The sequence below is a fragment of the Variovorax sp. Varisp41 genome (assembly GCF_047325085.1).
Taxonomy (GTDB): Bacteria; Pseudomonadota; Gammaproteobacteria; order Burkholderiales; family Burkholderiaceae_C; genus Variovorax.
Genome location: NZ_CP168540.1, coordinates 2,336,736 through 2,348,818, shown reverse-complemented (window position 1 = coordinate 2,348,818; position 12,083 = coordinate 2,336,736). Strand labels below are relative to the sequence as shown.

Annotated in this window: 12 protein-coding genes; 9 read left to right on the top strand and 3 right to left on the bottom strand. The window is 70.2% G+C overall.

Annotated features, from left to right (window positions below):
* Positions 1 to 69: 69 nt before the first annotated feature.
* On the top strand, positions 70 to 852 hold the full coding sequence (locus tag ACEN9J_RS11065) for an SDR family NAD(P)-dependent oxidoreductase (protein ID WP_057589659.1): 783 nt from the start codon (positions 70 to 72) through the stop codon (positions 850 to 852).
* 12 nt (positions 853 to 864) lie between these two features.
* Here ACEN9J_RS11065 and ACEN9J_RS11060 read toward each other — a convergent pair whose 3' ends face one another.
* Positions 865 to 1,380, bottom strand: a complete 516-nt coding sequence (locus ACEN9J_RS11060; RefSeq protein ID WP_057589660.1) for a MarR family winged helix-turn-helix transcriptional regulator — start codon at positions 1,378 to 1,380, stop codon at positions 865 to 867.
* Positions 1,381 to 1,514: 134 nt separating this feature from the next.
* On the opposite strand from ACEN9J_RS11060, the gene badH reads away from it, so the two are divergent.
* The 7 genes from badH (at position 1,515) to ACEN9J_RS11025 (ending at position 9,098) form a co-directional block, all read left to right on the top strand.
* Entirely contained in the window at positions 1,515 to 2,282 is a 768-nt protein-coding gene (badH, locus tag ACEN9J_RS11055; RefSeq protein WP_209541101.1) for a 2-hydroxycyclohexanecarboxyl-CoA dehydrogenase, read from the top strand.
* A gap of 34 nt (positions 2,283 to 2,316) precedes the next feature.
* The gene (gene badI / locus ACEN9J_RS11050) at positions 2,317 to 3,099 is read left to right on the top strand and encodes a 2-ketocyclohexanecarboxyl-CoA hydrolase (RefSeq protein ID WP_208511040.1); all 783 of its coding nucleotides are present in this window, start codon (positions 2,317 to 2,319) and stop codon (positions 3,097 to 3,099) included.
* Between the two features lie 22 nt (positions 3,100 to 3,121).
* On the top strand, positions 3,122 to 4,273 hold the full coding sequence (gene aliB / locus ACEN9J_RS11045; protein WP_413764066.1) for a cyclohexanecarboxyl-CoA dehydrogenase: 1,152 nt from the start codon (positions 3,122 to 3,124) through the stop codon (positions 4,271 to 4,273).
* Between the two features lie 47 nt (positions 4,274 to 4,320).
* Entirely contained in the window at positions 4,321 to 5,985 is a 1,665-nt protein-coding gene (gene aliA, locus ACEN9J_RS11040) for a cyclohexanecarboxylate-CoA ligase (protein WP_413764064.1), read from the top strand.
* 55 nt (positions 5,986 to 6,040) lie between these two features.
* The gene (locus tag ACEN9J_RS11035) at positions 6,041 to 7,033 is read left to right on the top strand and encodes a Bug family tripartite tricarboxylate transporter substrate binding protein (protein WP_413764063.1); all 993 of its coding nucleotides are present in this window, start codon (positions 6,041 to 6,043) and stop codon (positions 7,031 to 7,033) included.
* 16 nt (positions 7,034 to 7,049) lie between these two features.
* Positions 7,050 to 7,829 carry an enoyl-CoA hydratase-related protein gene (locus ACEN9J_RS11030; RefSeq protein ID WP_413764062.1) on the top strand — a complete coding sequence of 260 codons (780 nt, stop codon included), beginning with the start codon at positions 7,050 to 7,052 and terminating at the stop codon, positions 7,827 to 7,829.
* Between the two features lie 90 nt (positions 7,830 to 7,919).
* Entirely contained in the window at positions 7,920 to 9,098 is a 1,179-nt protein-coding gene (locus ACEN9J_RS11025; protein WP_208508608.1) for an acetyl-CoA C-acetyltransferase, read from the top strand.
* Between the two features lie 12 nt (positions 9,099 to 9,110).
* Here the strand turns inward: ACEN9J_RS11025 and ACEN9J_RS11020 are convergent, their stop codons facing one another.
* Both ACEN9J_RS11020 and ACEN9J_RS11015 read right to left on the bottom strand, forming a co-directional pair.
* Positions 9,111 to 9,491 (bottom strand): hypothetical protein, encoded by a 381-nt coding sequence (locus tag ACEN9J_RS11020; protein WP_413764061.1) that lies wholly within the window; start codon positions 9,489 to 9,491, stop codon positions 9,111 to 9,113.
* Position 9,492: 1 nt separating this feature from the next.
* Positions 9,493 to 10,293: a phosphodiesterase gene (locus ACEN9J_RS11015; protein ID WP_413764060.1), complete on the bottom strand. Its 801-nt coding sequence runs from the start codon at positions 10,291 to 10,293 to the stop codon at positions 9,493 to 9,495.
* A gap of 136 nt (positions 10,294 to 10,429) precedes the next feature.
* Here ACEN9J_RS11015 and ACEN9J_RS11010 point away from each other — a divergent pair, with 136 nt between their 5' ends.
* Positions 10,430 to 12,070 carry a long-chain-fatty-acid--CoA ligase gene (locus ACEN9J_RS11010; RefSeq protein WP_413764059.1) on the top strand — a complete coding sequence of 547 codons (1,641 nt, stop codon included), beginning with the start codon at positions 10,430 to 10,432 and terminating at the stop codon, positions 12,068 to 12,070.
* Positions 12,071 to 12,083 lie beyond the last annotated feature (13 nt).

Sequence of the window (12,083 nt, the reverse complement as noted above, 5' to 3'; positions counted from 1 at the left end):
GACGATGCCCGCGTCGATTCTGCTTCCTAAACTGGCCGGCGCCAAACCATCCAGCAAGGACCTCCGAAGATGCAACTCGATTCCCGCATTGCCGCCGTCGTCACCGGCGGCGCCTCCGGCCTCGGCGCGGCCACCGCGCGGCGCCTGGCCGGCCATGGCGTGAAGGTCGCGCTGTTCGACCTCAACGCGGCGCAGGGCGAGGCGCTCGCGGCCGAGATCGGCGGCGTGTTCTGCCAGGTCGATGTCACCTCCGAGACGCAGGTCGACGCGGCCTTCGAGCGCGCGCGCGCCGCGCACGGCCAGGAGCGCGTGCTGGTCAACTGCGCGGGCACCGGCAATGCGGTGAAGACCGCGAGCCGCGACAAGGCCACGGGCGAGATCAAGCACTTTCCGCTCGCCAACTTCGACCGCATCATCCAGATCAACCTGGTGGGCACCTTCCGCTGCATCGCCAAGTCGGCCGCCGGCATGCTCACGCTCGACATGCTCGAGGACGGCGAGCGCGGCGCCATCGTCAACACCGCCTCGGTGGCCGCGCAGGACGGCCAGATGGGGCAGGCGGCCTACACCGCCTCGAAGGCCGGCATCGTCGGCATGACCCTGCCGATCGCGCGCGACCTCATGAGCGAGGGCATCCGCGTCAACACCATCCTGCCGGGCATCTTCGACACGCCGCTGTTGCAGGGCGCGCCCGACAACGTGAAGGCCGCGCTGGCGGCCTCGGTGCCGTTCCCGAAGCGGCTGGGCAACCCGGCCGAGTACGCGGCGCTGGCGGAGCTGATGATCACCAACGGCTACTTCAACGGCGAGAGCGTGCGGCTCGACGGGGCGATTCGCATGGCGCCGCGCTGAGGCCGCGCGGCTTCACGCTTCCTCGGCCGGCTCCTCGGCCCCGCCCTGCCGGTCGTCCACCTTCTGCATGTTGTCGAGGATCTTCAGCAGGTAGTGCAGGGTGTGGGTCACGTCGTTGACCGAGAAGCCCTCGAGCACCTGCTCGTAGTAGGCGTAGATCTTCGGCTGCGCCTCGACCACCCACACATGCTGTCCCGACTCGCTCATCGTCACCAGGCGTGAGCGCCGGTCGCGCCCGTCGGGCGCGGTCTTCACATGGCCGTCGCGCTCCATGCGGCTCAGCAGGCCCGAGAGGTTCTGCCGGCTCACCTTCAGGTAGCGCGCCAGGTCGCCCACGCTCATTCCCCCCTTCGCCTCGTCGCGCGACAACGCGCCGAGCACCGCCCATTGCTGCGTGGTCAGGCCTTCATTCTCGACCGCACGGGTGCCTGTTTTATGCAACATGTTGGCGCATTGGTAGAGACGGAAGAAAACCCTGTTGGCCAGCGCCATGCGGGCGGAAGCGTCATTTTCATTAGGGGAAACCATAGATATCTTCGTGAACTGGGTTGCACGGCGAAGCTATGCCAACGCATAATACGTCAACATCTTTACCTAAATGCCGATTCGAAGCCGGCGCGACCGGCCAACGATAGCAAGCCCGCGGATCCAAGGAGAACCTGATGCAACGATTCGAAGACAAGACAGTGGTCGTCACCGGCGGCGGTGGCGGCATCGGCGGCGCGACCTGCCGCCGTTTCGCCCGCGAAGGCGCGCGGGTGGCGGTGCTCGACCTGAACCCCGGCGCCGCCGAAACGGTCGCCGCGCGCATCGAGGCCGAGGGCGGCCGCGCGCTCGCGCTGCGCTGCGACATCACCGAGCGCGCGAGCGTCGATGCCGCGGTGGCCGCGGTGCTCGAGCGCTTCGGCGCGATCGACGTGCTGGTCAACAACGCGGGCTGGGACGTGTTCCGGCCCTTCACGAAGACCGAGCCCGCGCAGTGGGAGAAGCTGATCGCCATCAACCTCACGGGAGCGCTGCACATGCACCATGCCGTGCTGCCGGGCATGGCGGCGCGCAAGGCGGGGCGCATCGTCAACATCGCCTCGGACGCGGCGCGCGTGGGCTCCTCGGGCGAGGCCGTGTACGCGGCCTGCAAGGGCGGCCTGGTCGCGTTCACCAAGACCATCGCGCGCGAGCATGCGCGCCACGGCATCACCGCGAACGTGGTGTGCCCGGGCCCGACCGACACCGCGCTGTTCGCCGACTACAAGGAAGGCGCGGGCAATCCCGAGAAGCTGATGGAGGCCTTCACGCGCTCCATCCCGCTGGGCCGCATCGGCCAGCCCGACGACCTGCCGGGCGCGATCCTGTTCTTCGCGAGCGACGACGCGGCCTTCGTCACCGGCCAGGTGCTCAGCGTCTCGGGCGGCCTGACGATGAACGGCTGACCCCGGCCCCCCACGGATTCCTAAGGAGCAATACATGCAGTTCGAAGACATCCTCTACGACGTGCGCAACCGCGTGGCGTGGATCACCATCAACCGGCCCGAGAAGATGAATGCCTTCCGCGGCCAGACCTGCGACGAGATCATCCGCGCGCTCAACCGCGCGGGCTACGACCGCGAGATCGGCGCCATCGTGCTGGCCGGTGCCGGCGAGAAGGCCTTCTGCACCGGCGGCGACCAGTCGGCGCACGACGGCAACTACGACGGCCGCGGCACCATCGGCCTGCCGATGGAGGAGCTGCACGACGCGATCCGCAACGTGCCCAAGCCGGTGATCGCACGCGTGCAGGGCTTCGCCATCGGCGGCGGCAACGTGCTGTGCACCATTTGCGACCTGACCATCGCCTCCGAGAAGGCCGTCTTCGGCCAGGTCGGCCCGAAGATGGGCTCGGTCGACCCGGGCTACGGCACCGCCTTCCTGGCGCGCGTGGTCGGCGAGAAGAAGGCGCGCGAGATCTGGTACTTGAACCGCCGCTACAGCGGCGCCGAGGCCGTGGCCATGGGCCTGGCCAACGCGGTGGTGCCGCACGAGCAGCTCGACGCCGAGGTGCAGAAGTGGGCCGAGGAGATCTGCGAGCGCAGCCCCACGGCGATCGCGATCGCCAAGCGCAGCTTCAATGCCGACACCGCGCACCAGGCCGGCATCGCGGGCATGGGCATGTACGCGCTCAAGCTCTACTACGACACCGAGGAATCGCGCGAGGGCGTGAAGGCGCTGCAGGAACGGCGCAAGCCCGAGTTCCGCAAGTACGCGAAATAGCCGCGCAGCGAAGAACACCGCGATGAACCCCTACATCGACGACGACCTCGCCGCGCTGGCCGAGCATGCGCGCCGCTTCGCCACCGGCCGCGTGGCGCCGGGCTTCCTCGAGCGCGACGCCACGCGCGTGCTCGACCGCGCGCTGATGCGCGAGATGGGCGAGATGGGCTTCATCGCGCCCGAGCTCGCCGAGGAACACGGCGGCCAGGGCATGGGCTGCCTCGCGGCCGGCGTGATCCACGAGGAGATCGCGCGCGCCGACCTGAGCTTGAGCTACATCAACCTGCTGGCCTCGCTCAACGGCCAGATCCTCGCCGAGCACGGCCGCCCCGAGGTGGCGGGACCGTGGCTGCGGAAGCTCACGCGCGGCGAGGCGCTGTTCGCGATCGCGCTGACCGAGCCGCGCGGCGGCTCGGACGCGGCCAACCTGCGGCTGCGCGTGGAGCGCGCGGGCGACCACTACGTCATCAACGGCGAGAAGACCTCGATCTCGGCGGCCGACCAGGCCGACGCGGTGGTGGTGTTCGGCCGCACCGGCCCGGTGGAATCGGGCGCGCACGGCGTGACCGCGCTGCTGGTGCCCGCCGATGCGCCCGGCCTCACGCGCAACCGCTTCGACTGCCACGGCCAGCGCGCCATCGGCCGCGGCTCGCTGTTCTTCGAGAACGTGCGCGTGCCGCTCGACCATCGCCTGGGCGAGGAGAACAAGGGCTTCGTGCAGGTGATGCAGGGCTTCGACTTCTCGCGCGCGCTGATCGGCCTGCAGGTGCTGGCCGTGGCGCGCGTGGCACTCGAGGAGACCTGGGACTACGTGGCGCAGCGCGAGGCCTTCGGCAAGCCGCTGTCGGCCTTCCAGGGCGTGTCGCATCCGCTCGCCGACTTCGACACCCAGGTCGAGGCCGCGCGCCTGCTGTGCCTGCAGACGCTGTGGCTCAAGGACCGTGGCGCGCCGCACACGGCCGAGGCCGCCATGTGCAAGTGGTGGGCGCCGAAGCTGGCCTACGACGCCATTCATCAGTGCCTGCTGATGTTCGGCCATGGCGGCTACGACCGCGGGCCGATGGAGCAGCGGCTGCGCGACGTGCTGGGCTTCCAGATCGGCGACGGCACGGCCCAGATCATGAAGACCATCGTGGCGCGCACGCGCGCCGGGCGCTCGGCCGTGCCGGCCTGAGCCTGGTCTTGCCCCGGTTTCGCACGACAACGAGGAGACACGACATCATGGAATTCGACGCCGTACTGCTGCCGCCGCGCCGCGCGCGCATGATCGCCGAGGGCCTGTGGCACGAGCGCACCATCAACGACGCGCTCGATGCCTGCATCGCGGCCACGCCCGACAAGTTGGCGCTGAGCGCGATGCGCATCGAGGACGGTTCCATCCAGCGCTTCAGCTACCGCGAGCTCGGCCGCATGGCCGACCGCATCGCGGTGGGCCTGTCGCGCCTGGGCGTGGGGCGCGACGACGTGGTGGCCTGCCAGCTGCCCAACTGGTGGCAGTTCACGCTGACCTACCTGGCCTGCTCGCGCATCGGCGCGGTGATCAATCCGCTGATGCACATCTTCCGCGAGCGCGAGCTCTCGTTCATGCTGAAGCACGGCGCGGCCAAGGTGATGATCGCGCCGGCGCGCTTCCGCGGCTTCGACTTCGAGGCCATGGTCACGGGCCTGCAGCCCGAGCTGCCCGCGCTGCGGCAGGTGGTGATCGTGGGCGGCGCGGGGCCGAACAGCTTCGATGCCCTGCTCTCGGGACCGGCCTGGGAAGACGCGCCCGATGCCGCCGCGATCCTCTCGCACAGCCGGCCCGGGCCCGACGACATCACGCAGCTGATCTACACCTCGGGCACCACCGGCGAGCCCAAGGGCGTGATGCACTCGGCCAACACCACCATGGCCAACATCGTGCCTTACGCGCAGCGCCTGGGCCTGGGCGCGGACGACGTGGTGCTGATGGCCTCGCCGATGGCGCACCAGACCGGCTTCATGTATGGGCTGATGATGCCGATCATGCTCGGTGCCTCGGCCGTGCTGCAGGACGTCTGGGACCCGAAGCAGGCCATCGCCGCGATCAACGCCGAGCGCGCGAGCTTCACCATGGCGTCCACGCCCTTCCTCTCGGACCTCGCGAAGACGGTGGCCGAGACCGGCACCGAGGTGCCGTCGCTCAAGGTCTTTCTCTGCGCGGGCGCGCCGATCCCGGGCGCGCTGGTCGAGCAGGCGCGGCGCGCGCTCGGCGCCAAGATCGTCTCGGCCTGGGGCATGAGCGAGAACGGCGCGGTCACGCTGACGCGGCTGGACGACGACGACGAGCGCTCGATCCAGACCGACGGCTGCCCGCTGCCCGGCGTGGAGATCCAGGTGGTCGACGTCGACGGCCGGCGCCTGCCCGCGGGCGAGGTGGGCCGGCTGCTGCTGCGCGCCTGCTCCAACTTCGGCGGCTACCTGAAGCGCCCGCAGCTCAACGGCACCGATGCCGACGACTGGTTCGACACCGGCGACCTCGCGCGCATCGACGAGCGCGGCTATGTGCGCATCGCGGGCCGCACCAAGGACGTGATCATCCGCGGCGGCGAGAACATCCCGGTGGTCGAGATCGAGTCGCTGCTCTACCGCCATCCCGGCATCGCGATGGCCGCCATCGTGGCCTATCCCGACGAGCGTCTGGGCGAACGCGCCTGCGCGGTGGTGGTGCCGCGGCCCGGCTGCCAGGTCGACCTGCCGTCGATCTCGGACTTCCTCAAGGCGCAGAAGGTGGCGCTGCAGTACATCCCCGAGCGGCTGGTGCTGCGCGAGACCATGCCCTCGACGCCCTCGGGAAAGATCCAGAAATTCAAACTGCGCGAGCTGTTGCGCGCGGAAGAGGCGAACGAGGCGGGCACGGCGGGCTGAGCCCGGCGCGGACCCGAGAACGACAGCACCCCCCAAAACACAACGGAGACAAGACATGGCCATTTCGTTCCCGGCCCCGGCGCGCCTGCGCCGGGCCTTCATCGCGCTCGGCTGCCTCGCGCTCGCGGGCGCCGCCTTCGCGCAGTCGCCCACGGCCTGGCCCACCAAGCCGATCCGCGTGGTCGTGGGCTTCGCGCCCGGCGGCAGCACCGACGTGATGGCGCGCATCCTCGCGCAGTCGCTGACCGAGTCGCTGGGCCAGACCGTGCTGATCGACAACAAGCCCGGCGCCAGCGGCAACATCTCGGCCGCCGAGGTGGTGCGCGCGGCGCCCGACGGCCACACCTTCCTGATCGCGCCGACCTCGGTCGAGACCGCGAACCCGTCGCTGTTCAAGTCGACCCTGCTGCCCTCGCGCGACCTGTCGCCGGTGGCGACCGTGGGCCGCACCCAGATGTACCTGGTGGCCAAGCCGCAGATGAACGCGAAGGATGCGCGCGAACTGGTCGCGCTGGCGCGCGCCAAGCCCGGCACCTTCTCGTACGCCTCGGCCGGCACCGGCACGCCGCCGCACCTGGCCTGCGAGCTGTTCAAGCAGGCCACCGCGGTCTCGGCCACCCACGTGCCGTACCGTGGCGCCGCGCCCGCGCTGCAGGACGTGCTCTCGGGCCAGGCCGACTTCGTCTGCGACCCGGGCATCGCCTTCCCGCACATCCGCACCGGCAAGGCCAAGCTGCTGGGCATCGTGAGCGCCAAGCGCTCGCCCTTCTTCCCCGAGGTGCCGACCATCGGCGAGCAGGGCTTCCCGGGCGCCGACCTCGACATCTGGTTCGGCATGTGGGCGCCCAACGGCACGCCGCCCGAGGTGCTGGCGCGCATGAGCCGCGAGATCGGCAAGGCGCTCGCGCAGCCCGCGCTGAAGTCGCGCTATGCCGACCTGGGCGCGGAGCCGGTGGCGATGGACACGCCCGAGTTCCGCAAGCTGCTGGCCGAGGAGGGCGCGGTGCTGTCCGCGCTGATCGCCCGGCAGAAGATCGTGGTCGACTGAACGGGAGCCGGCCCGCATGCAGCTGGAAGCACCGATCCTCGTGCGCGCCGAGGGCCGCGTCGGCGTCGTGACGCTGAACCGCCCGCGGCAGATGAACGCGCTGAACGACGCGCTGATGGACGCGCTCGGCACCGCGCTGCTGGCCTTCGATGCCGATGCCGGCATCGGCGCCATCGTGCTGACGGGCGACGAGCGCGCCTTCGCGGCCGGCGCCGACATCGCGGCCATGGCCGAATGGGACCATGCCGAGGTGGTCGCGCAGGAGTTCATCACGCGCAACTGGGAGACCATCCGCCGCGTGCGCAAGCCCGTGATTGCCGCGGTGGCGGGCTTCGCCTATGGCGGCGGGTGCGAGCTCGCGCTGGCCTGCGACATCGTGCTGGCGGCCGAGTCGGCACGCTTCGCGCTGCCCGAGGTCAGGCTCGCGATGCTGCCGGGTGCGGGCGGCACGCAGCGGCTGCCGCGTGCCATCGGCAAGGCCAAGGCGATGGAGATGTGCCTGGGCGCGCGCGTGCTCGATGCGCACGAGGCCGACCGCTACGGGCTGGTGTCGCGCGTCGTGCCTTCCGCCTCGCTGATGGACGAGGCGCTGGCGCTGGCCACGCGCATCGCCGGCTTCTCGCTGCCGGCGCTGGTCGCGATCAAGGAGTCGGTCAACCGCGCCTGGGAGTCCTCGCTGTCCGAGGGCATCCTGTTCGAGCGCCGGCAGCTGCATGCGCGCTTCGCGACCGAGGATGCGCGCGAGGGCATGCGGGCCTTTCTCGCCCGGCGCGAGCCGGTGTTTCGCCACCGTTGAGGCCGCGCCCAAAATCGTCCGATCCGACGACGCCCGCCTTATCCTGGGGGCCAACAATTCCCCGAGTCACACCAAGCCCCAGGAGAACCCATGCCCGAAGCCTATATCGTCGCCGCCGCCCGCACCGCTGGAGGCCGCCGCAACGGCCGCCTGGCCGGCTGGCATCCCGCCGACCTCGCCGCGCAGGTGCTCGATGCGCTGGTCGCGCGCACCGACGTCGATCCCGCCGCCATCGAGGACGTCATCATGGGCTGCGTCGGCCAGGCCGGCGAGCAGTCCTCGAACATCGCGCGCAACGCGGTGCTGGCCTCGCGCCTGCCCGAGTCGGTGCCGGCCACCTCGGTCGACCGCCAGTGCGGCTCGTCGCAGCAGGCGCTGCATTTCGCGGCCCAGGCCGTGATGTCGGGCAGCATGGACGTGGCGATCGCGGCCGGCGTCGAGAGCATGACGCGCGTGCCCATGGGCCTGCCGACCACCTTGCCGCTGAAGAACGGCCTGGGCTTCTATGTCAGCCCCGGCATGCAGAAGCGCTACCCCGGCGTCGAGTTCAGCCAGTTCACGGGCGCCGAGATGATCGCCGCCAACTACGGCATCGCGCGCGCCGAGCTCGATGCCTATGCGCTGCGCAGCCACCAGCTCGCGGCCGCGGCCACGCGCGCCGGCCACTTCGAGCGCGAGATCGTGCCGGTGGCGGTGCGGCTGGCCGATGGCAGCGAGCCCGGCGAGATGCACCTGGCCGACGAGGGTATCCGCGGCGACGCGACGCTCGAGAGCATCGGCGCGGTCAAGCTGATCGCCGAGGGCGGGCGCGTGACCGCCGCGACCGCGAGCCAGATCTGCGACGGCGCCAGCGGCGTGATGGTGGTCAACGAGCGCGGCCTCAAGACCTTCGGCCTGAAGCCGCTCGCGCGCATCCACCACATGAGCGTGATGGGCCACGACCCGGTGATCATGCTCGAGGCACCGATCCCGGCCACGCAGCGCGCGCTGCAGAAGGCCGGCATGAAGATCTCCGACATCGACCTGTTCGAGGTCAACGAGGCCTTCGCGCCGGTGCCGCTGGCCTGGCTGCAGGTGACGGGCGCCGATCCCGAACGGCTCAACGTCCACGGCGGTGCCATCGCGCTCGGCCATCCGCTGGGCGCCTCGGGCACCAAGCTCATGACCACGCTGGTGCATGCGCTGGGCCAGCGCGGCAAGCGCTACGGGCTGCAGACCATGTGCGAGGGTGGCGGCATGGCGAACGTGACGATCGTCGAGCGGCTTTGAACGCGGGGCGCTTCAGCCCAGTCCGTTCCAGTCGCAGCGCAGGCGATAGCGCTGGCCCGCGAGGGTCAGCGTGCCGCGCGCGTTGGCGATGCGCAGCGTTGCCGTGCGAGACGGCCGGTCGACGCTGGTGCCGCTCGCCTGCACGGTGCGGCGCGCGTAGTCGATGGACCGGCGCCGTGGCGTGAATCGTTCGGATGAGAGATCGCCGTGCTTCTCGCGCGCGACGATCAGCCCGGTCAGCTCGCCGGTCGACAGGCTGAACTGCACCTCCACCGCATAGGGCCGTCCTGCGCAGGACAGGCTGCCGTTGGCGAAGGCCGGTGCGGCGCAGGCCAGCCAGGCGGCCGCGCAGAGGATCGAGGCACGCAGTCCCGCGAGGGTCGGCATCCGCATGTCAGGCAAAGGGGTAGGGCCCCTGCATCGGCCCGATGTGGCTCAGGTGGCTCACCATGCCGTGCGTCTCGTCCCACAGGTGCAGCAGGCAGCCGGGCCGGCCCAGGTAGGAGGCCGGTGCTGCGTCGCTCGCGAGCCGCAGCGCGATCTCGGTGGTGGTGCTCGGCGCGCTGCACACCACGGTGCCGGCCCAGCGCCGCAGCATGCCGCGGTGCACATGGCCGCACAGCACGCGCTCCACGTTGCCGGCCGCGCGCACCACGGCTTCGAGCGGCTCGGTGTCGATGCAGCGGTAGGCATCCATGTACGGAATGCCGCTCATGAACGGTGGGTGGTGCAGCATCAGCAGCGTGGGCTTGGTGCGGTCGGCCTCCAGCGTGCGCTGCAGCCAGGCGAGGCCCTCCGCGTCGGCCAGCCCATGGTGCAGGCCGGGCACGCAGACATCGAGCGCGACGATGCGCACCGGGTGGTCGTCGATGCAGTAGTGCAGCGCGCCCGTGGCCGGCAGGTAGCCGTGGTCGGCGAAGGCCGCGCGGAAGTGCTCGCGGTGGTCGTGGTTGCCGGGCATCACGAGCAGCGGCACTTCGAGCGTGGCCAGCAGCCGGCGCGCCTGCGCGTATTCCTCGGGCCGGCCCTCGTCGACCAGGTCACCGGTCAGCAGCACCAGGTCGGGCCGGCGATCGAGCGCATGCAGGTGGGCGATGGCCTCCTCGAGCATGCGGTTGGAATCGACCACGCCCTGGTAGAGCACGCCGGCGGGGCGCACGTGCGGGTCGGAGATCTGGGCGATGAGCATGGACATGGGGCGGGCATCCGGTGGTTTCGCATCATCACGCAGATTCCGTTCCCGCCGCGCGCCCTCAATCGTCCGTTCCGACGATGCCGCCCCGGCGCGCTGCTGCCACGATGCGGCGGCCCCCAGCACAGGAGACGCCCCCATGTTCGGATTGATGCAGGACCGCCCGCTCTTGATCTCGTCGCTGATCGAGCATGCCGCCACCTTCCACCCGCACACCGAGATCGTGGTGCGCAGCGTCGAAGGACCGATCGTGCGCACCGACTACGACGCGGTGCACCGGCGCGCGAAGCAGGTGGCCCACGCGATGGCGCAGCTCGGCATCGCACCCGGCGACCGCGTGGGCACGCTGGCCTGGAACACGCACCGGCACCTGGCGCTGTACTTCGGCGTTTCGGGCGCGGGCGCGGTGCTGCACACCGTCAACCCGCGGCTCTTTCCCGAGCAGATCGACTACATCGTGAACCACGCCGAAGACAAGGTGCTGTTCTTCGACACCAGCTTCGCGCCGCTGGTCGAGAAGCTCGCGCCGGGCCTGCGCTCGGTGCGTGCCTTCATCGCGATGACCGACCGCGCCCACATGCCGGCGATCGACGTGCCGAACCTGCTGTGCTTCGACGAGCTGATCGATGCGCAGAGCGAGGACTACGACTGGCCCGAGTTCGACGAGCGCACGGCCTCGTCGCTGTGCTACACCTCGGGCACCACGGGCAATCCCAAGGGCGTGCTCTATTCGCACCGCTCGACCGTGCTGCACTCGCTGATGGAGTGCACGCCCGACACCTTCGGCGTGAACTCGGGCATGACCTTGCTGCTCGCGGTGCCGATGTTCCATGCCAATGCCTGGGGCATGCCGTACGCGGCGGCGATGGCCGGCGTCAAGCTGGTGATGCCCGGCCCGCATCTCGACGCGCAGAACCTCTACGAGCTGATGCGCGACGAGAAGGTCAGCATCTCGCAGGCCGTGCCCACCGTGTGGCTGATGCTGTTCCAGTACTTCGATGCCCATCCCGAACTCGATCCGCGCGCGCTGGGCCTCAAGCGCATCGGCCTCGGCGGCGCCGCCACGCCGCGCAGCATGATCGAGCGTTTCGAGCGCGACTTCGGCGCCGACTTCGTGCAGGGCTGGGGCATGACGGAGACCAGCCCGATCGGCGTGATCGGCAACCTGCTGCCCAAGCATGCGGCCTTGAGCGAGGACGAGAAGATCGGCATCAAGATGAAGCAGGGCCGCGGCGTCTGGGGCGTGGCGCTCAAGATCGTCGGCGAGGACGGCCGGCGCCTGCCGCACGACGGCAAGGCCTTCGGTCACCTGCATGTGCGCGGGCCGTGGATCGCGAGCGGCTACTTCCGCGGCGAGGGCGGCGGCGTGCTCGATGCCGAGGGCTTCTTCCCGACCGGCGACGTGGCCACCATCGATGCCGACGGCTATGTGCAGCTGGTCGACCGCGCGAAGGACGTGATCAAGTCGGGCGGCGAATGGATCTCGTCGATCGACCTCGAGAACGCGGCCAGCGCCCATCCGGCGGTGGCCGAGGCCGCGGTCATCGGCATCCCGCATCCGAAGTGGACCGAGCGGCCGCTGCTCATCGTGGTGAAGCGGCCCGGCAGCGAAGTGACCGCTTCGCAGCTGCGCGATTTCCTCGCGCAGCGCGTTGTCAAGTGGTGGCTGCCCGAGGATGTGGTCTTCGTCGACAGCCTGCCGCATACGGCCACCGGAAAGTTGCTCAAGACCCGCCTGCGGGAAATGTTCAAGGGATATGTCGCGGCCAAGTCGGTTTGATGACTTGTTCGAT